This window comes from Pseudomonas sp. H2_D02 (genome assembly GCF_054677635.1).
The window spans coordinates 3,900,714-3,920,263 of sequence record NZ_CP162816.1; the positions used below are offsets into that span (position 1 = coordinate 3,900,714).

General features: G+C 62.5%; 13 protein-coding genes and 5 pseudogenes. 8 read left to right on the top strand and 10 right to left on the bottom strand.

Annotation, left to right across the window (positions count from 1 at the left end; genetic code table 11):
• Nucleotides 1–11 precede the first annotated feature (11 nt).
• Nucleotides 12–1,255: pseudogene (locus AB4N42_RS17920) on the bottom strand (OprD family porin).
• Nucleotides 1,256–1,464: 209 nt separating this feature from the next.
• Between AB4N42_RS17920 and AB4N42_RS17925 the strand changes: the two are divergent.
• From AB4N42_RS17925 to AB4N42_RS17960, 8 genes and pseudogenes are all read left to right on the top strand, one after another.
• Entirely contained in the window at nt 1,465–2,403 is a 939-nt protein-coding gene (locus tag AB4N42_RS17925; RefSeq protein WP_460115090.1) for a LysR family transcriptional regulator, read from the top strand.
• 97 nt (nt 2,404–2,500) lie between these two features.
• Nucleotides 2,501–3,304, top strand: coding sequence for a putative hydro-lyase (locus AB4N42_RS17930; protein WP_334597633.1), 804 nt, complete (start codon nt 2,501–2,503; stop codon nt 3,302–3,304).
• A gap of 22 nt (nt 3,305–3,326) precedes the next feature.
• Nucleotides 3,327–3,861 (top strand): annotated as a pseudogene (locus tag AB4N42_RS17935) (hypothetical protein).
• Between the two features lie 53 nt (nt 3,862–3,914).
• Nucleotides 3,915–4,841, top strand: coding sequence for a LysR family transcriptional regulator (locus AB4N42_RS17940; protein ID WP_407683630.1), 927 nt, complete (start codon nt 3,915–3,917; stop codon nt 4,839–4,841).
• A 114-nt stretch (nt 4,842–4,955) separates the two neighbouring features.
• Nucleotides 4,956–6,335 (top strand): UDP-glucose dehydrogenase family protein, encoded by a 1,380-nt coding sequence (locus AB4N42_RS17945; protein WP_460115091.1) that lies wholly within the window; start codon nt 4,956–4,958, stop codon nt 6,333–6,335.
• A 172-nt stretch (nt 6,336–6,507) separates the two neighbouring features.
• Nucleotides 6,508–7,215 carry an HPP family protein gene (locus AB4N42_RS17950; protein ID WP_030138857.1) on the top strand — a complete coding sequence of 236 codons (708 nt, stop codon included), beginning with the start codon at nt 6,508–6,510 and terminating at the stop codon, nt 7,213–7,215.
• Nucleotides 7,216–7,349: 134 nt separating this feature from the next.
• Nucleotides 7,350–8,457: pseudogene (locus AB4N42_RS17955) on the top strand (enoyl-CoA hydratase/isomerase family protein).
• A 2-nt stretch (nt 8,458–8,459) separates the two neighbouring features.
• Nucleotides 8,460–9,611: an acyl-CoA dehydrogenase family protein gene (locus AB4N42_RS17960; protein WP_198796510.1), complete on the top strand. Its 1,152-nt coding sequence runs from the start codon at nt 8,460–8,462 to the stop codon at nt 9,609–9,611.
• Nucleotides 9,612–9,900: 289 nt separating this feature from the next.
• Here the strand turns inward: AB4N42_RS17960 and AB4N42_RS17965 are convergent.
• The 9 genes and pseudogenes from AB4N42_RS17965 to AB4N42_RS18005 all read right to left on the bottom strand — a co-directional run bounded on the left by AB4N42_RS17965 (nt 9,901) and on the right by AB4N42_RS18005 (nt 19,437).
• Nucleotides 9,901–10,676, bottom strand: a pseudogene (locus tag AB4N42_RS17965) (enoyl-CoA hydratase).
• 13 nt (nt 10,677–10,689) lie between these two features.
• Nucleotides 10,690–11,817, bottom strand: coding sequence for an acyl-CoA dehydrogenase (locus tag AB4N42_RS17970; protein WP_460115092.1), 1,128 nt, complete (start codon nt 11,815–11,817; stop codon nt 10,690–10,692).
• A 9-nt stretch (nt 11,818–11,826) separates the two neighbouring features.
• The gene (locus AB4N42_RS17975) at nt 11,827–13,014 is read right to left on the bottom strand and encodes an acetyl-CoA C-acyltransferase (protein ID WP_407683633.1); all 1,188 of its coding nucleotides are present in this window, start codon (nt 13,012–13,014) and stop codon (nt 11,827–11,829) included.
• An 11-nt stretch (nt 13,015–13,025) separates the two neighbouring features.
• Nucleotides 13,026–13,787: an SDR family NAD(P)-dependent oxidoreductase gene (locus tag AB4N42_RS17980; RefSeq protein ID WP_030138851.1), complete on the bottom strand. Its 762-nt coding sequence runs from the start codon at nt 13,785–13,787 to the stop codon at nt 13,026–13,028.
• A 16-nt stretch (nt 13,788–13,803) separates the two neighbouring features.
• On the bottom strand, nt 13,804–15,468 hold the full coding sequence (locus AB4N42_RS17985; protein WP_460115093.1) for an AMP-binding protein: 1,665 nt from the start codon (nt 15,466–15,468) through the stop codon (nt 13,804–13,806).
• Between the two features lie 398 nt (nt 15,469–15,866).
• Nucleotides 15,867–17,325: pseudogene (locus tag AB4N42_RS17990) on the bottom strand (ArnT family glycosyltransferase).
• Nucleotides 17,326–17,392: 67 nt separating this feature from the next.
• Complete coding sequence (locus tag AB4N42_RS17995; RefSeq protein ID WP_030138848.1) at nt 17,393–17,686, bottom strand: lipid-A-disaccharide synthase N-terminal domain-containing protein; 294 nt, start codon at nt 17,684–17,686, stop codon at nt 17,393–17,395.
• Between the two features lies 1 nt (nt 17,687).
• Nucleotides 17,688–18,431, bottom strand: a complete 744-nt coding sequence (locus AB4N42_RS18000) for a glycosyltransferase family 2 protein (RefSeq protein WP_460115094.1) — start codon at nt 18,429–18,431, stop codon at nt 17,688–17,690.
• A gap of 34 nt (nt 18,432–18,465) precedes the next feature.
• Entirely contained in the window at nt 18,466–19,437 is a 972-nt protein-coding gene (locus tag AB4N42_RS18005; RefSeq protein ID WP_460115095.1) for an NAD-dependent epimerase, read from the bottom strand.
• Nucleotides 19,438–19,550 lie beyond the last annotated feature (113 nt).

A 19,550-nucleotide genomic window follows, 5' to 3' on the forward strand; every position in this document is an offset into this window, starting at 1 on the left:
CAGGCGGGCCGTCACCACAACGCCATCGTATAGCTGACGATCAGCCGGTTCTCATCCAGGTCATTGCCGAAGTTCGAGCGCACCGTCGCATTGCGCCACTTGAACCCCAGCCCCTTGAAAGTGCCGTCCTGGATCACGTAGGCGACGTCGGTGTTGCGTTCCCATTCCTGTCCCTCTCCTGGCGCGCTGCGCTGCACGTTATCGCCGCTGATGTAGCGAGTCATGAAGGTCAGGCCCGGCACACCGAGGGCGGCAAAGTTGTAGTCGTAGCGAGCTTGCCACGAGCGTTCCTCGATGTTGGCGAAGTCGCCGATCTGCACGAAGTTGACCAGGTACGGATCGCTGCGGGAGATGTAGGGAAACGGATCGTCGCCGCTCATGCGCTGATACCCCAGGCCCAGTGCATGGCCGCCTAGGCTGTAGGTGAACAGCGCGCCGAATGCCTGGTTGTCGATCTTGCGGAAACTGCCGTCCTCGGTGCTGCGGGAATAACGCACATCACTCTTCAATGACTGGCCGGCGCCCAGGTCCAGGGTATGGACGAAACCCAGGTAGTTCTGCTGATAGATATCCTCCAGTTTGCCGTAACGGTATTGCGCCGTGAGATTGGGCAGGAACTGGTAGTCCGCGCCGGTGAACTGGAACTTGTCGCTTGTGCCGCCAATGCGGTTGGCGGTCATGTCCTGGTAGTCGGTGGAATCGACAAGATTGATCTGGGTGAGCTGCCCGGCGGTGAGTTTCAAACGGTCGATTTCCTGCACGTTCAACAGCCCGCCCTTGAAGGTGCTCGGCAACAGGCGCGTATCGTTGGAATTCACCACCGGATCCTTGATCTGCAAGGTGCCGACTTTCAGGGTGTTGTTGGACATGCGCATCTTCGCGGTCAGACCGACTTCACCGTAGCGGTCCTGGGAACCGCCGGACAAATCCATGCCGGCAGCAGGTTCGTGCCCGCCGTGCCACCGCCGGAGTCCAGTTTGAAACCGGCCATCGCCAAGGCGTCCAGACCGAACCCCACGGTGCCGGCGGTGTACCCCGACTCCATGCGCAGCAGGAAGCCCTGCGCCCATTCCTCGGCCTTGTCCCGGGCACCTTCTTGCCTGAAGTCGCGGTTGAAATAAAAGTTGCGGGCTTCCAGGCTGGCCTTGCTGTCGGCGATGAAATCGGCGTGGGCCATCGGCGCACCGATCAGGCCCAGGCCGAGCAAGGGACCGATCGGTGAACGGCTCCAGCGGGTGTCAGTGAAACGGGGCATGGCGTGCTCCTTTTTATGGACGCGAGCGATCCCTTCGGGGACGGCGTGCGCGCCTCGCTTATTGTTGGGGGCAGATTCTTCGCAGTGGCGCAGGCAAGGGTCAAACGGAAAAAAGGCGCCCTCGGGCATAAGAAAATTTGATGCGCATCCGGGCCCGACCTGGAGTAACAATTGCAACCATAAGAACGACAAACGCCAAGAGAACCACCATGAACCTCAAGTTCCTCGAAACCTTCGTCTGGGTCGCCCGGCTGCAAAGCTTCAGCCTGACCGCCGAAAAGATGTTCAGCACCCAGGCAGCGATTTCCAGTCGGATCGCGTCGCTGGAGGACGAGTTGGGCCTGCGCCTGTTCGTGCGTGATTCACGCGGGGTGTCGTTGACGCCGGAAGGCACGAAAGTGCTCGAATACGCCGAACAAATGCTCGAAGTCCAGCGTGCGCTCAAACAGTCATTGGACAAAAGCACCCCGCAGCAAGGCCTGGTGCGCATCGGCGTGATGGACACGGTGATCCACACTTGGCTCAGTCCGTTGATGTCCATGCTGATGCAGGCGTTTCCCGCCGTGGAGATCGAAATCACCGCCGACGCGGCGCGCAATCTTTGCGAGCAGTTGCAGAAAGGCTATCTGGACATCGCCTTCCAGACTGACCTGGTCCGCCACGAAAGCGTGCGCAACCTCGAACTGGGGCATTACCCGATGCACTGGATCGCCGCCAGCCAATCGATCTATGCCCGGCCCTACGCCTCGCTGGCCGACATGGCGAATGAACGCATCATCACCTTCGTCAAGCAATCGCGGCCGCACCAGGACGTACTTAACCTGCTGTACGCCCATGGCGTCGCTACGCCGAGGGTCAGTTGCGTCAACTCGGTGTCGGCGATGACCCGACTGATACGCGACGGCTTCGGCATTGGCGCTTTACCGGCGGCGCTGGTGGCCAAGCCCCTGGCCCGTGGCGAATTGATCCAGCTGGAGCCCGGCGCGCCCCTGCCCCAGCTCGATGTCGTCGCGTCATGGCGTGCGGGCGTGGGTCTGGAGCTGATCGAGAGCATCGTGCACATGAGCCGCCAGGTCGTCTGCCAATACGCCACGGACGTCGGGCCCCAGCGCATGGTGGCGGCGGCGGGCCTGTCGACGGTCGAATAACTTTTACTTGTCAGGGGGTAGCAATTTTCCTTGTTGGACGCCGTCGTCCGGGTTTTCTACAAAGGGATCTCTAATAAAAACCTACGGAGACCCCGCGATGAGTTCATCAGCCCTGTCATTCGAACAACTGCAGCCCTGTTCACCGCAAGCGTTGCGCCAGAACATCGCGGCGGGTCGATACCACGGCCACACCAGCGGCCTGGGCCAAGGGCGGGTGCAAGCCAATATCGTGATCCTGCCGGGTGACTGGGGCGACGAATTCCTGCGCTACTGCACACTCAATCGCCAGGCCTGCCCGGTGCTGGACGTGAGCGAACCCGGCGACCCGTTCCTGCGCAACCTGGGCGCGCCCATCGATATCCGCCATGAGGTGCCGCGCTATCGTGTCTACCGCCACGGCGAGTTGAGCGAAGAGCCGCTGGACATCGAGCACCTGTGGCAGGACAACCTGGTTGCGTTCGCCCTCGGCTGTTCCTTTTCCTTCGAACAACCGCTGCTGGAGGCCGGCATACGCCTGCGGCACATTGACCTGGGCCGTAACGTCGCCATGTTCCGCACTAACATCGACACGCGTCCTACCGCGCGCTTGTCTGGCAAAATGGTCGTGACCATGCGGCCAATGAAAGCCGCTGCTGCGATCCAGGCGATCCAGATCACCGGGCGCATGCCCAACGTCCACGGCGCGCCGGTGCACATCGGCGATCCTGCGTTGATCGGCATCCACGCCCTCGACCGGCCGGACTACGGTGACGCGGTGCCGATCGAGGCGGATGAGATACCGGTCTTCTGGGCTTGCGGCGTAACGCCCCAATCCGTGGTCCAGGCTTCTCGTCCGCCGCTGTGTATCACTCACGCCCCCGGCTGCATGCTGGTGACGGATCTCCTGAACAGCGCCCTGTAGACCTTTTAACGGATTGAAACTGATGACCACTGCGCAACGATCGATCGAGCACTACATCCACGCCAAGGATGGCAACCGTCCGCACCTGCTAGACCAGGCCTTCACCGCTGGGGCGACCCTCGACATGGTGGTTCACACCGGTTCCATTTCATTCCCGGATCACGTCGAAGGCCGTCGCGCGATCGGTGACGTCCTGGTCAGCCGTTTCAACCAGACGTTCGAAAACGTCTACACGTTCTGCCTGGAGGCACCGCCTGCCGACAACATCGAGACATTCCAGTGCAAATGGCTGGTCGCGATGTCGGACAAGCACAGTGGCGAGGTCCGCGTCGGCTGCGGGCGATATGACTGGCGGTTCAGCTCCTCGTCCTCCTTGGCGGAGGGACTGGTCATTACCATCGAGCACATGAAAACCTTGCCGGCAGAAGAGTTGCCGAGCGGTGATGGCCTGGGTCTCGCACCTGGAGTATCCATGGAGCAACGCGGACGCCGCCGTGGGTACGGCGCCGGATTCAACGCCGCTTGAAGACGTGGTCCAATACATCTCAGTGGGCTGATCTGCCTTCAGGAAGCCCAACGCCCTATCCTTCAGTTTCGAGGAACCGCCGACGTGAACATCAAGTTTCTGGAAACGTTTGTCTGGGTCGCACGCCTGAAGAGCTTCCGGCTGACGGCGGAAAAGCTCTTCACCACCCAGGCGTCGATTTCCAGCCGGATCGCGGCCCTGGAGGACGAAATGGGCGTGCGCCTGTTCGTGCGTGACTCCAAAGGTGTGTCGCTGACCGCCGAAGGCCAGCGCGTGCTGGAGTATGCCGAGCGGATTATGGACACCATGCAGAGCATGAAAGCGGTGATCAAGGATCCGCGCCAGGTGCGCGGCCGGATTCGGATCGGTGCGATGGACACCGTCATCCATACATGGCTCAGCCCGTTGGTGACACGGCTGATGGAGCGTTACCCGGCGCTGGAAATCGAGCTCACCGCCGACACCGCGAGCAACCTGTGCTCGCAACTGGAGAAGGGCTACCAGGACATCATTTTCCAGACCGACATCCTGCGCCTGGACAGCGTGCGCAACACCTTGCTGACCCGTTATCCGATGCATTGGGTGGCGCGTACCGGCTCTGCCTATGATCGCCACTACGCCTCCCTGGAGGACCTGTCGCAGGAACGTATCGTGACCTTTTCGCGCAATTCCCGGCCGCATCAGGATCTGCTCAACATGTTGCATTCGGCCAACCTCGTCTCGCCGCGTATCAACTGCGTGAACTCGGCGTCAGCCATCACTCGCCTGGTTCGCGATGGCTTTGGCATCGGCGCCATGCCTGCGGCGCTGGTGGTGGGTGAACTGAACCAGGGTTCGCTGGTCCTGGTGGACGGCGTGCCGCTACCCTCGGTCATGGACATCGTCGCCAGTTGGCGGACCGGCGCGGGCATGGAGCGCGTCGAAGACATCGTCAGCCTGACCCGGGAAGTGGTCGACGACTACGTCGCGCAACTCCCGGCGGAGTACCGCCTGGTGCCGAGCCAGGCCTGAGCGCTTCGCCGGACTGTCAGTGAACTGAAACATCCCCGACTTATTCTGGGGCGAGCGCACTGCGGCGAACTGCTGGCTGTGCCAACCGCTCAGGATGATCCAGGGAGTCCCGCCATGAAAATCAGTGTGTTCGGCAGTGGTTACGTTGGATTGGTGCAAGCCGCAGTAATGGCTGAGGTTGGCCATGACGTGGTGTGCATGGACATTGACGAACACAAGGTCGCCAACCTGCGCCAAGGCCTGGTAAGTATTTTCGAACCTGGCCTGGCAGCGCTGGTGCGCGAGGGGCTGGAGGCCGGGCGCCTGCATTTCACCAGCGATGATCAACTTGCCGTACAGCATGGCCAGGTGTTGTTCATTGCGGTCGGTACGCCGTCGAGGGACGACGGTTCTGCGGACCTGCGCCAGGTGCTGGCCGTTGGCGAGGCGGTGGCCCGCTACCGCGAGCAACCGCTGATCGTCGTGGAAAAATCCACCGTGCCGGTGGGCACCGGCGATATCCTGCGGGCGCATATCGAGAAATGCCTGCTCAAGGCTGGGCGCCTGTTGCAGTTCGATATCGTCTCCAATCCCGAATTTCTCAAGGAAGGCTCGGCGGTCGCCGATTGTCGTCGCCCGGATCGCATCGTCATCGGCTGCGAGCGCGATGAAGTGCGCGAGACCATGCGCGACCTGTACGCCCCGTTCAACCGCAACCACGATCGGGTCCTGTTCATGGACCTGCGCAGTGCGGAACTGACCAAATACGCCGCCAACGGCATGCTCGCCACCAAGATCAGCTTCATCAACCAGATTGCCGAACTGGCGGAGCACCTGGGGGCCGACATCGAGTCCGTGCGCCTGGGCATCGGCGCTGACTCACGGATCGGCTACCACTTCATTTATCCAGGGTGCGGCTATGGAGGCTCGTGCTTCCCCAAGGACATGCGCGCCTTGATCCACACGGCCGAACAAGCCCATTGCTCCAGCGACCTGCTGCAAGCCGTGGAAACCATCAACCTGCGCCAAAAACACAAGCTGTTCGAGCGCATCAAGGCGTTCTACAAAGGCGATCTGCGGGGCAAGACCTTCGCGTTGTGGGGCCTGGCCTTCAAGCCCAACACCGACGACATGCGCGACGCACCGAGCCGCACGCTCCTGGAATCGCTGTGGGCGGCCGGGGCGAGTGTTCGCGCGTTCGACCCCGAGGCGATGCAGCAAACCCAGTTGCTCTACCCCGACGAGCCGAAACTGATGCTCATGGGCACCCCGGAATCGGTCTTGCCGGGGGCCGACGCCCTGATCATCTGCACCGAATGGCAGCCGTTCAAGGCCCCGGACTTCCAGTTGATCCAGCAACGGCTCAAGGCCCCGGTGATTTTCGATGGTCGCAACCTGTACGACCCGGATCGCATGGCGGACAAGGGGTTTATCTACTTCCCGATGGGGCGCGGGCAATCCTGCAATTTGCCGATTGCACAGCAGGCGTGGCTTGAAGTTTCCAAAAGCGCCTGATTCGTTACTTCAAAATTAATGCACTCAACCAGCATTAATATGAATTTGTAACCCAAGGGGGCGGACGGCACACTGTGCACCGTTCCTCCCCCAACTGTTGGAACACTTAAAGGGCTTTCTGGGATTTACCCCGTAAGCCCCTTTTTTTGTTCGTTTTTTGGATGTTTGCTGAATGTTTTCTCGCTGGTTCCCCGCGGCTATCAATACCCGTCCTACCGAATGGAGCCGTGCCGCCATCGGCATGTCCTTCGGCACCTTGTTCAGTGTCTGGCTCTGTGGCCAGGTGTTCGGCCTTGAGGTGGCGCAGCACCTGATCGGCCCGCTCGGCGCCTCGGCTGTGCTGCTGTTTGCGGTGTCATCGGGCGCCCTCGCCCAGCCCTGGTCGATTTTCGGCGGTTACCTGTGTGCCTCGGTCCTCGCCTTGTTAGTGGCCCATGTGCTGGGCCGCACGCTGGAAAGCGCCTGCCTGGCGGCGGGCATGGCGCTGATATTGATGTGCTGGCTGCGTTGCCTGCATCCGCCAGCGGGAGCCCTGGCCGCAACGCTGGTGCTGGCCGATCCGTCGATCATTGCCTTGGACTGGCAGGCAGTGGCGGCGGCGATGCTGGCCGGCTCTGGCCTGCTCGTCTTTGCACTGGCCTACAACAACCTGACGCGCGTGCGCTATCCCAAGCGCGCCAGCGAGCCGGTGGCGGTGATACCGGCCGACCATCCCCCCGTTGATCGCCAAGCCATCACCGCTGAGGACTTGAAGTCGGCACTTGAGGAAATGGAAGCATTCTTCGACGTAACCCCCGAAGACTTGGAGCAATTGATCCACGCCAGCGAGCGTCATGCCAAGCGCCGCAGCATCACGGAGGTACTGTCGGGTCGCGGTTGAGCCTGTGGCTGCTATAAATATGCAGACAGGACCTGCACGTATCCCGGTTGTGCAATGCAAATTTGCACTGTTACGATCCCGACCGGGTACGCGCGACATTATTTATAAAGAACAATAAAAGCAGGGAGTTAGCGATGACAGCTCAGGTTTCATCCCAAGCTGCGGACCGCGTCGAAACCGCGCCTTACGAGGTGCTGGTCGACGTCCGCAACCATATTGGCCACTTGACCCTGAACCGCCCCGCCGGCCTCAATGCCCTCACCCTGGGCATGGTGCGCAGCATGCAGCAGCAACTCGATGCCTGGGCCCACGATCCGCAGATCCGCGCCGTGGTCCTGCGCGGCGCTGGTGACAAGGCGTTCTGCGGCCGGCGGCGATATCCGTTCGCTGTACGACAGCCACAAGCAGGGCGATACCCTGCATGAAGATTTCTTCGTCGAGGAATACGCCCTCGACCTGACGATCCACCACTACCGTAAACCGATCCTGGCCCTGATGGACGGCTTCGTGCTGGGCGGTGGCATGGGCCTGGCGCAAGGCGCCGACCTGCGGATCGTGACCGAACGCAGCCGCCTGGGCATGCCCGAAGTCGCCATCGGCTACTTCCCCGATGTGGGCGGCAGCTATTTCCTGCCGCGCATTCCCGGCGAGCTGGGTATCTACCTCGGTGTCAGCGGCGTGCATATTCGTGCCGCCGACGCGCTGTATTGCGGATTGGCCGACTGGTACCTCGACAGCCGCAAGCTCACCCAGCTGGATGAGCGTCTCGATCGGCTGGAATGGCGCGACACGGCACTCAAGGACTTGCAAAGCCTGCTGGCAAAAATCGCTGTGCAACAGCTCCCTGCCCCACCCTTGGCCGACCTGCGGCCGGCCATCGATCATTTCTTTGCGCTGCCCGACGCTCCCAGCATGGTCGAGCAGATGCGCCAGGTCACCGTCGCGAACAGCCATGAGTGGGCGCTGAAAACCGCCGAACTCCTGGAGACCCGCTCGCCCCTGGCGATGGCGGTGACTCTGGAGATGTTGCGTCGTGGCCGGCACCTGAGCCTGGAAGACTGCTTTGCCCTGGAGCTGCACCTGGACCGCCAATGGTTCGCGCGCGGCGACCTGATCGAAGGCGTGCGCGCCTTGCTGATCGATAAAGACAAGAACCCACGATGGAACCCACCGACCCTGGAGGCGCTGGACGCCGCACAGGTCGCGAGTTTCTTCGACGGCTTCGACTACCACGGGAATTGAACATGCAAGACCTTGAGCTGACCGAAGAACAAGTGATGATCCGCGACATGGCCCGTGACTTCGCCCGCGGTGAAATCGCCCCCCATGCCCAAGCCTGGGAAAAGGCTGGCTGGATCGATGACGCTCTGGTGGCCAAAATGGGCGAATTGGGCCTGCTGGGCATGGTGGTGCCCGAGGAATGGGGCGGCACCTATGTCGATTACGTCGCCTATGCCCTCGCCGTGGAAGAAATCTCCGCGGGCGACGGCGCCACCGGGGCGTTGATGAGTATCCACAACTCGGTGGGTTGCGGGCCGGTCCTCAATTTCGGCACCGATGAACAGAAACAGACCTGGTTGGCGGACCTGGCCAGCGGCCAGGCGATTGGCTGTTTCTGCCTGACCGAACCCCAGGCTGGCTCGGAAGCGCACAACCTGCGCACCCGCGCCGAACTGCGCGATGGTCAGTGGGTGATCAACGGCGCCAAGCAGTTCGTCAGCAATGGCAAGCGGGCGAAACTGGCGATTGTCTTTGCCGTGACGGACCCAGACCTTGGGAAGAAAGGCATTTCGGCATTCCTGGTGCCGACGGACACGCCGGGGTTCAACGTTGACCGCTCCGAACACAAGATGGGCATCCGCGCGTCAGATACCTGCGCGGTGACGCTGAGCAACTGCACCGTGCCCGAGGCCAATCTGCTCGGCGCCCGTGGCAAAGGCCTGGCCATCGCCCTGTCCAACCTGGAAGGCGGTCGCATCGGCATCGCCGCCCAAGCCCTGGGCATCGCCCGCGCGGCGTTCGAAGCGGCCCTGGCCTACGCCCGCGATCGGGTGCAGTTCGACAAGCCGATCATCGAGCACCAGAGCATCGCCAACCTGCTGGCCGACATGCACACCCGCCTGAACGCCACCCGCCTGCTGATCCTCCACGCCGCGCGCCTGCGCAGCGCCGGCAAGCCGTGCCTGTCGGAAGCCTCGCAAGCCAAGCTGTTCGCTTCGGAAATGGCCGAGAAAGTCTGCTCGTCGGCGATACAGATCCATGGGGGTTATGGGTATCTGGAGGATTATCCGGTGGAGCGCTACTACCGGGATGCGCGGATTACCCAGATCTATGAGGGGTCGAGCGAGATTCAGCGGATGGTGATTGCCCGGGAGTTGAAGCACTACCTGGTGTAAAGCTTCGCGAGCAGGCTCGCTCCCACAGGTTTTTTGAGGCATACACGGATATCGCGCGCACCTCATATCCACCGTGGGAGCGAGCCTGCTCGCGAAAGCAGTGGGTCTGTCACATCCATGCCGAATGTACCGCCGCCTTCGCGGGCAAGCCCGCTCCCACAGGGTTTGGTGGTGTACACAGTATCGCGTACACCTCAGGTCAACTGTGGGAGCGAGCTTGCTCGCGAAAGCGGTGGGTCTGTCACATCCACGCCGAATGTACCCCCCGCCTTCGCGGGCGCCAGTTGCGCTACTTGTCTTGGAATTCCGCGGCACGCTTGGCGACGAACGCGGCCATGCCTTCCTTCTGGTCGTGCGTGGCGAACGCGGCGTGGAACACCCGACGTTCGAAGCGCACGCCTTCGGACAGGCTGACTTCAAAGGCACGGTTGACGCTTTCCTTGATCATCATGCTGATGGGCACGGATTTGGAAGCAATCAACGCCGCCGTTTTCAGTGCTTCATCCAGCAGCTCATCCATGCGGCACGATGCGCGCGACAATGCCGCAACGCTCGGCTTCCACCGCATCGATGAAGCGCCCGGTCAGGCACATTTCCATGGCCTTGGCCTTGCCCACCGCGCGGGTCAGGCGTTGGGTGCCGCCCATGCCCGGCAGTACGCCGAGGTTGATTTCCGGCTGGCCGAACTTGGCGTTGTCACCGGCCAGGATGAAATCGCACATCAAGGCCAGCTCGCAGCCACCGCCCAAGGCAAAACCGTTCACCGCCGCGATGATCGGTTTGCGGCGGTTGGCAACGCGGTCGCTGTCGCTGAACAGATCATCCAGATAGATTTGCGGGTAAGTCAGCTCAGCCATTTCCTTGATGTCGGCGCCGAGCGGCGAAGGCTTTTTTCGAGCCGGTCAGCACGATGCAACCGATCTTCGGGTCCGCTTCCAGGCGGTCCAGCGCCTGGTTCAGCTCGCTGACGATCTGGGCATTGAGGGCGTTCAGCGCCTCGGGACGGTTCAGCGTGATCAGGCCGACGCGGTCCTTGATCTCCAATAAAATCGTTTCGTAAGTCATGCAGGACTCCTGTTCAAAGATTGCGCGAAATAACCATGCGTTGAATGTCGCTGGTGCCTTCGTAGATCTGGCAGACCCGCACGTCGCGGTAGATGCGCTCCAGCGGGAAATCGTTGAGATAACCGTAGCCCCCCAGGGTTTGCAGCGCCATGGAGCAGACCTTCTCGGCCATCTCCGAGGCGAACAGCTTGGCCATGGACGCTTCCACCAGCGCGGGCTGGCCGGCATCGCGCAGCGCGGCGGCATGATGAACCATCTGCCGTGCCACGGCGATCTGCGTCGCCATGTCCGCCAGGCGGAACGCCACGGCCTGGTGCTCGATGATCGGTTTGCCGAAGCTCTGGCGCTCGCGGGCATAGTCGCGCGCCGCTTCGAACGCCGCGCGGGCCATGCCCACCGACTGCGCCGCGATGCCAACCCGCCCGCCTTCGAGATTCGCCAGGGCGATCTTGTAGCCCTCGCCTTCTTCTCCGAGACGATTGGCCACGGGCACTTTCAAATCCTCGAAGAGGATCTGGCAGGTGTCGGAGGCGTGCTGGCCGAGCTTGTCTTCGACCCGTGCCACGCTGTAGCCCGGCGAATCGGTGGGCACGATGAACGCGCTGATGCCGCGCTTGCCGGCGCCAGGATCAGTGACCGCGAACACGATAACGACCCCGGCGTTCTGCCCGGAGGTAATGAACTGCTTGCTGCCATTGAGCGCGTAATGGTCGCCCTCCAACCGCGCCCGCGTCTTCAGGCTGCTGGCGTCGGAGCCGGCCTGGGGTTCGGTCAGGGCAAAGGCGCCGAGCATCGCGCCGCTGGCCAGGGGCGTGAGGAACCTGGCTTTCTGCTCATCAGTGCCGAACTTGAGGATCGGCACGCAGCCCACCGAGTTGTGCACGCTCATGATGGTCGAGCACGCCCCGTCGCCGGCGGCGATTTCTTCCAGCGTCATCGCGTAGGCCAGGTAACCGGTGTCGCAACCGCCCCATTGTTCCGGCACCAACATGCCGAAAAAGCCCAGCTCGGCCATTTCACCGATGGCCTCCTTGGGGAAACGGTGCTCGCGGTCCCATTCAGCCGAGAACGGTTTCAAACGCTCCTGGGCGAACTGCCGGGCCATGTCGCGGATTTGGGTCTGTTCTTCAGTCGGGAGCATGGTGATTCCTTAGTACAGGCATTCAACGGCCATGGCCGTGGCTTCGCCGCCGCCGATGCAGATCGCCGCGACGCCGCGCTTCAGGCCCTTCTGGCGCAAGGCCGACAGCAGCGTCACCAGGATCCGCGCGCCGGACGCACCAATCGGGTGCCCCAGTGCGCAGGCGCCGCCGTGGACGTTGACCTTGTCGTGGGGGATTTCCAGCTTGTCCATGGTCACCACGCCCACCACGGCGAAGGCTTCGTTGACTTCGAACAGATCGACCTCGTCCAGGGACCAGCCGGTCTTGCTCATCAATTTCTTGACCGCGCCAATCGGTGCCGTGGGAAACAGGCCCGGGGCGTCAGCGAACGCTGCGTGGCCATGAATCACCGCCAAGGGTTTCAAACCGCGCTGTTGCGCCTGGCTCTGGCGCATCAGCACCAGGGCCGCGGCACCATCGGAAATCGAACTGGCATTGGCCGCCGTCACCGTACCGCCGTCGCGAAAGGCTGGCTTGAGCGTGGGGATCTTGTCGATCCGCGCCTTGGGCGGCTGCTCGTCGTGACGCACGGTGACCTGTTCCTTGCCGACCATCACCTGCAACGGGACGATTTCAGCATCGAAACTGCCGTCCTTGATTGCTTGCTGGGCGCGGGTGGTGGAGGCAATGGCGAAGGCATCCTGGGCTTCACGGCTGTAGCCGTTGGCCTCGGCGCAGTCCTCGGCAAAGGTGCCCATCAGGCGGCCCTTGTCATAGGCGTCTTCAAGGCCGTCGAGGAACATGTGGTCGAGCACCTTGCCGTGGCCCATGCGCAAGCCAGCGCGGGCGCGGTCCAACAGATACGGGGCGTTGGACATGCTTTCCATGCCGCCCGCCACCACCACATCGGCGCTGCCGGCGACGAGCATGTCATGGGCGAGGATCGCCGCTTCCATGCCCGAGCCGCACATCTTGTTCAGCGTCGTGCAGCGGGTCGATTTGTCCAGCCCGGCGCCGAGCGCTGCCTGCCGTGCCGGCGCCTGGCCTTGTCCGGCGGCGAGCACACAGCCGAACAACACCTCTTCAACCGCATCGGGGGCAATGCCGGCCCGTTCCACGGCGGCCTTGATGGCCGCGGAACCCAGCTGCGGCGCGGTGAGGCTTTTCAGTTCGCCCTGGAAACCGCCCATCGGGGTGCGGACGGCGCTGACGATGACAATCGGATCGTGGGACATGACTAATCCTCCTATTTGGCGGCCATGCGCAAGGCGCCGTCGAGACGGATCACCTCGCCGTTGAGCATGCTGTTTTCAATGATATGCCGGACCAGCGCCGCGTACTCGGCGGGTTTGCCCAGGCGCGGCGGGAACGGCACGCCGGCAGCCAGGGAATCGCGCACTTCCGGGGTCATGCCAGCCATCATCGGGGTTTCGAAAATACCGGGGGCGATGGTCATCACGCGGATGCCGAAACGTGCCAGTTCACGAGCGGCTGGCAGGGTCAGGCTGGCGATAGCACCCTTGGACGCGGAATAGGCTGCCTGGCCGATCTGGCCGTCGAAGGCCGCCACCGACGCGGTGTTGATGATCACGCCGCGCTCGCCATCGGCGTTGGCTTCGGTTTCGGCAATGGCCGCCGCGGCCAGGCGCAGCAGGTTGAAACTGCCAATCAGGTTGACGTTGATCACCTGGCTGAAACTGGCGAGGGCGTGGGGACCGTTCTTGCCGAGGATCTTCTCGCCGCGCACGATGCCAGCGCAATTCACCAGGCCATTGAGGCCACCCAACGCATCGACCGTGGCCTTGACCGCCGCTTCGGCGGCGGCTTCGTTGCTGATGTCCGCGACCACGCTCTGGCAGCCCAGCTTCTGCGCCTGGGCAGCCACGGCGTCGGCGTTGACGTCCAGCAGCATCACCTTGGCCCCGGCCTTGACCAGCATTTCACCGGTGGCCGCGCCGAGGCCGGAAGCGCCACCGCTGACGAGGAATATCTTGTTGTCGATCTGCATCATGGTTTCCTTGGATTCAAGCTGAAACGTTCTGCGCCGCGGCTTCTTGGGCCTTGGCGATTTCCTGGTTGCGCAAGATAAAGCGCTGCAACTTGCCGCTCGGGGTTTTCGGCAAGTCGCTGACAAATTCGATTTCGCGGGGATAGGCATGGGCGGCGAGGCGCTTGCGCACATGCTGACGCAGCTCTTCGGCCAGCTCGGGCGCGGCGCGGTATTGGGCGCTGAGCACCACGAAGGCTTTTACCAGCTCGGTACGTTCCGGATCGGGCTTGCCGACCACGGCGGCCTCGACCACGGCCGGGTGCTCGATCAGCGCACTTTCCACATCGAACGGGCCAACCCGGTAGCCGGACGTGGTGATCACGTCATCGCTGCGCCCGACGAAGCTGATGCTGCCGTCGGGGTTGAACTCGACGGTGTCGCCGCTCAGGTAATAATCGCCGACGAAGGCCTTGGTCGGGCCCCCTTCGTAGCCGGCGAACCAGCACATCGGTGACTGGCTGCGGTCGACGGCAAGAATGCCCGGCTGGCCGACGCCCAGCTCCTGGTGGTTTTCATCGAGCACCACGATGCGGTGGCCTGGCGAGGCAAAACCCGCCGCACCCTGGTGCACCGGGTGGTCGAGGCCATGATGATTGCACAGCACCATGCCCAGTTCGGTCTGGCCGTAATGGTCGTGGATCACCACGTCCAGGTTGTCGGCGAACCAGCGGATCACTTCCGGGTTCAGCGGCTCACCGGCGCTGCTGACGATGCGCAGCTTACCCTTGATCGACCGGGCGAACTGCTCGCCGTCGGCGATCAGCAGGCGATAGGCCGTGGGCGAACCCGCCAGGTTGGTGATGCCGTACTTGTTGATGACGCGGCAGGTACTGTCCAGGGTGAACGGGCCGTCGTAGAAGGTAATCGGGTGTCCCAGCGCCAACGGGCCGGTCACGCCGAAATAGATGCCGTAGGCCCAGCCCGGGTCGGCGACGTTCCAGAACGCGTCTTCCGGCCGCAGGTCCACCGCGTCGCGCATGTAGCTCTGGAACGCCACGATCGCCTTGAGCGGCACCGACAACGCCTTGGCCGGTCCGGTGGTACCGGAGGTGAACATCAGCAGGAACGGATCCTCGCCCGTCAGCATCAGGGGTTCGCACTCGTCGGACTGGTTGGCGACCTCGGCCCAGAAACTGTAATCGCCGCGGACGATGCCCTCGCCCTTTGCACCGCCGACGGTGACGACGGTGGGGCAACCGGTGACTTCGTTGAGCTTGGGACGGTTGACCGCGTCAGTGACCACGATCCGCGCGCCGGAGCTGCCGAGGCGGTGTTCGATGGCCTTGGGACCGAACGCGGTGAACAGCGGCTGGTACACGGCGCCGATGCGCCAGGTGGCGAGCACCACGATCAGCAATTCGGCGTTGCGCGGTAACAGGCCAGCAACCTTGTCGCCTTTGCCGACGCCTTGGGCGCGGAGGAAATTGGCGAAGCGCGCGGCGTTGTCTTGCAGGTCACGGTAAGTCCAAGTCGCGTCGCTGCCGTCACGGCCCTCCCAGAACAAAGCGATGCGGCCAGGCAGCGCGTGCCGGTCGCAACATTCAACACAGGCGTTGAGTGCCTCGAGCGAGCCGTGCAACGCGGCATTGACGGTGTTCAGGTAATCGAACTGCGACGTGGCGGACGAATAATCGCGCATGACCAGAATCCCTCTGTACTTTTTATTGGGTGGGGGAACCGTGAATAGCAGGCAAATACTCGCGCCGAAGGGCGTGGGGGGCAATGGTCAAAGCCATCAAGTTGCTTGACTGGTTTGGCCATGGACTTAAGTCGGTGTTGCCAGGAGTGGCCTCATCGCGAGTGGGCTCGCTCCCGCAATGGCTGGCAGCCACAGCAAGCCTGCTTAAACACCTGTGGCGAGGGGATTTAGCGAAACGTCGCACCGCCCCGTTGGGCTGCGAAGCGGCCCCCAACCAGACAACCCGGTGTGCCAGTAAGATCGAGGTCGTTGCTGTTGGGGCTGCTGCGCAGCCCAGCGGGGATAAATCCCCTCGCCACGGGGCCATCGTTTTTCTTAAGTGAGGAGTATTACTGCCGCTACAGGGGCTGTTTCCAGGCAAAGGAATAGGCCTTTTCCGGCGCCGGGGGTTGGCAGCGCTGGTTGTCCGCATCGGCCCCCACCAGGAACCACTTGGCCCGTGAGGTATCGCCGACCCGGCGGGCCTTTTGTGGGTCGTAACAACGCGCCAGGTTACGTTCCGGCACCAAGGCAAACGCCTGCGGATGGCTGCGCAGCCAGGAAGCGGACTGTTCCAGGGCATCGCCGGTATGAAAACCGAAATGCACGATGGGCTGTTGCGCGAACAACCAGTGGCCTTCCCGCCAGCCCACCAGCACCAATTCACTGTTGCCCGTCAGTCGCGCCACATCACGCATCAAGGTCTCATGGGGGTTGACGCCTTCCTTGTAAGGTTCAATGAAACCGCGCACGAACCAAGCGCACAGCCACACCGAGGTCAAGGCGGCGAACACCACCCTGCCCCTCGGCCGCTTGCCAAACCAGCGACGGAGCATCCACGGCACCAGCGGTGCAACCAAGAGGATCAAGCCCGGCAACGCCGGAAAGATATACAACTTGCGCTTGCCGCTGCTCAGGCTGAAAAACAGCAGGACCAGGATCACCCAACCGAGCAGCACCAGCACCCGGCCGTCCTGCTTGATGAGATGCTTGCGCCACGCCGGCACCAGCCAGGGGAGCATGAAAAACAGCGGCAACCAGTATTTCGGGATCACCTGGACGATGAAATACCAGAACGGTTCTCGGTGCTCCCAGGCGTTGGCATAACGTCCCGCCGTCTGTTTGAACAAGATCTCCTGGACATACGCCAGGCTGTCAGGGCTGCCCTGCCCGACGATCACCAGCAACGGCCCGAGCCATACCGCGATGGCCGCCAACGCAACGACCAGCCCCAGCCACCAGGCCAACGCTTTGCCGGGCATCGGCACTACGCCCTTCCAACCCTTGCGCAGCGCATACGCGTAGGGAATCAGCATCAACAGCCGGCAGAAACCCCACGCCCTTGCTGATAATCCCAAACCCCATCGCCGCGCAGGCCGCGTAGTACCAGCCCCAGGCCGGGCCGAGCAACAGGTGTCGGCACAAACCATAGATGCCCAGGATGGTCCAGAGCGCAAGAAACCCATCGATCTGCCCCGTGCGCAGAATGCTGTAGGTCTGGTAAGTCGCCAGGAACAACAGCGCGGCGATGCTTCCCACGCGCCGTCCCCACAGGCGCCGGCCCAGGTCATACAGGCACGCCGTGGTGACTGCGCCGGCCAGCAGCGCAGGCAGATACAGCGCGACTTTGGGCAGATGGGTCAACTGCACGAACAACGCCACCGCCCACATGAACAGCGGCGGCTTGTCGGCGTAGATTTCGCCGGCGCGATGGGGAATGAACCACGAGCCGTTTTGCAGCATTTCGAGGGCGACACCGAGGAAACGCTCCTCGTCGACATTCATCGGTTGGCGCCAGCCCAGGCCGGCACCGACCATGATCAAGGCCAGCGCCGTCCACGCCAGGCATTCGAATCGCGAGCTGGACAGTCGTATCCTCACCGTCTCAGCCCTTCCCTGCCACTTCGCGGTTTTCCCGCTCGTGATGCTTGGCAATCAACTGCAGATTGCGCAAGTAAACGATAAAGCCGAACGATTGGCCGACAATGAAAACCGGGTCCTGGCGGTAGATCGCATAGGCCAGCAATAACGCGCTGCCAATGATACTCAGGTACCAGAAGCCCACGGGAATCACGCTGCGCTTCTTGTACTCGCTGTACAGCCATTGCAGGGCGAAACGGCCGGTAAATGCCAGTTGTCCCCCGAAGCCGACCGCAAGCCACAACGATTCTCTGCCCATGTCAAACCTCGGTTTCTTGTGCGTGGGTGTCCAGGCGGGTGCGCTTTATCAGCCACCACACACCGAACAGATCAAGGATGCCCACCAGGGCGCGATCGAGGTTGCCGTAGTTGGAGACACCGGCGCCGCGCTCACGATGGTTGACCGGCTGGACCAGCATCCGGCCGTTGTGACGACGAATCAGCGCCGGAATGAAACGGTGCATGTGATCGAAATACGGCAGCCGCAGGAATGCCTGGCGCTCGATCAGCTTAATGCCGCATCCAGTGTCCGGCGTCTGGTCCTTGAGCAGGCTGGCCCGCAGTTTGTTGGCGAATCGCGACGCCCAGCGCTTGCTCGCCGTGTCCCGGCGGTTGACGCGATGCCCGGCCACCAACTTCACACCCCCGGGCGCGCCTTCCGATCCACGGACCAGGTCAAGCATCTTCGGCAAGTCTGCCGGGTCGTTCTGACCGTCGCCATCCAGGGTCGCCAACCAATGCCCGCGCGCCACCTCGGCGGCGTGGAAAATCGAGGTGCTTTGGCCGAGGGAACGGGCATGGCTGAGCACCCGCAGTTGCGGATAGCCGCCGCGTTGCAGCGCACGCAGCTCGGCCGCGGTGGCGTCGGTGCTGCCATCGTCGACCACGATGACCTCAAAGGCCTCGTTGACCAGCGCCGTACGCACTTCATCCAACAAGGGAATCAGGTTGCCAGCTTCGTTCTTGGCCGGAATCAGGACCGACACATAAGGAGTCTCGTGCATGACGCTCCAACAAAATTACGAGGGGATGAGAGGGTTAGACACGGTAATAGTCACGGTACCAATCGACGAATGCCTGCACGCCAACCGGCACCGGTACCTGCGGCCGAAAATCAATGCGCTCCTCGAGTTCACGGGTGTCAGCCCAGGTATCGACCACGTCGCCGGACTGCAACGGCAGGAAATGCTTGACCGCGCGCATGCCCAAGGCCTCTTCGATGCACTCGATGAACTGCAGAAGTTTCACCGGCCCGCCGAAACCAATGTTGTAGACCTTGTTGGGCACGCCAGCCTCATCGGTTGGCGGCAGCGGCAGCAAGCGCACCAGGCCCTCGACGATGTCGTCGATATACGTGAAGTCTCGTGACATCGCGCCATCGTTGTAGACATCGAGGGGACGGCCCTTGAGGATGGCGTCGGTGAACTTGAATGGCGCCATGTCCGGTCGCCCCCATGGCCCGTACACGGTAAAAAAGCGCAGGCCGGTGGTGGGAATGCCGTAGAGATGCGAGTAGGCGTGGGCCATCAGCTCGTTGGCGCGCTTGGTCGCCGCATAAAAGGAAACCGGCTGGTCGACCGGGTCGGTCGTGGCGTAGGGCAGGCGTTCGCTCAAGCCATAGACCGAGCTGCTCGACGCGTAGACCAGGTGCGCCGGCCGATGGGCTCGGCAGGCCTCCAGGACGTTGAGAAAACCCACAAGGTTGCTTTGCGCATACAGGTCGGGATTGTCGATGGAATAACGAACGCCCGCCTGGGCCGCGAGATGGATGACGTATCCAAAGGCGTTCTGCGCGAAGACCTCCGTCAGGGCCGCCTTGTCCGCCACGTCCAGCCGTTGGAAGCGGAAGTTGCTGCATTGCGCCAACTGCGCGAGGCGCGCCTGTTTCAACTCGACGCTGTAGTAGTCGTTGAGATTGTCGATGCCGATCACTTCATGGCCATCGCTGCACAGCCGCTTGGCCACATGAAACCCGATGAACCCCGCAGCACCCGTGACCAACACCTTCATACGCTACCCAAAACGGTCACTTGCTTACGTTACCCTGGCTGATGGCCCGGCTTTTCCGGGCGCTGCAGAGCCTTGTAGCAAAAATAGATGACGGTTTTATGAGCGTGCCGGTT

What these genes read in the sequence shown, in the direction of transcription:
- AB4N42_RS17970 (WP_460115092.1), bottom strand. Translation starts at nt 11,817, where the DNA reads ATGCTCCCGACTGAAGAACAGACCCAAATCCGCGACATGGCCCGGCAG.
- AB4N42_RS17960 (WP_198796510.1), top strand. Translation starts at nt 8,460, where the DNA reads ATGCAAGACCTTGAGCTGACCGAAGAACAAGTGATGATCCGCGACATG.
- AB4N42_RS17975 (WP_407683633.1), bottom strand. Translation starts at nt 13,014, where the DNA reads ATGTCCCACGATCCGATTGTCATCGTCAGCGCCGTCCGCACCCCGATG.
- AB4N42_RS17930 (WP_334597633.1), top strand. Translation starts at nt 2,501, where the DNA reads ATGAGTTCATCAGCCCTGTCATTCGAACAACTGCAGCCCTGTTCACCG.
- AB4N42_RS17950 (WP_030138857.1), top strand. Translation starts at nt 6,508, where the DNA reads ATGTTTTCTCGCTGGTTCCCCGCGGCTATCAATACCCGTCCTACCGAA.
- AB4N42_RS17925 (WP_460115090.1), top strand. Translation starts at nt 1,465, where the DNA reads ATGAACCTCAAGTTCCTCGAAACCTTCGTCTGGGTCGCCCGGCTGCAA.
- AB4N42_RS17985 (WP_460115093.1), bottom strand. Translation starts at nt 15,468, where the DNA reads ATGCGCGATTATTCGTCCGCCACGTCGCAGTTCGATTACCTGAACACC.
- AB4N42_RS17980 (WP_030138851.1), bottom strand. Translation starts at nt 13,787, where the DNA reads ATGCAGATCGACAACAAGATATTCCTCGTCAGCGGTGGCGCTTCCGGC.
- AB4N42_RS17995 (WP_030138848.1), bottom strand. Translation starts at nt 17,686, where the DNA reads ATGGGCAGAGAATCGTTGTGGCTTGCGGTCGGCTTCGGGGGACAACTG.
- AB4N42_RS17945 (WP_460115091.1), top strand. Translation starts at nt 4,956, where the DNA reads ATGAAAATCAGTGTGTTCGGCAGTGGTTACGTTGGATTGGTGCAAGCC.
- AB4N42_RS18000 (WP_460115094.1), bottom strand. Translation starts at nt 18,431, where the DNA reads ATGCACGAGACTCCTTATGTGTCGGTCCTGATTCCGGCCAAGAACGAA.
- AB4N42_RS18005 (WP_460115095.1), bottom strand. Translation starts at nt 19,437, where the DNA reads ATGAAGGTGTTGGTCACGGGTGCTGCGGGGTTCATCGGGTTTCATGTG.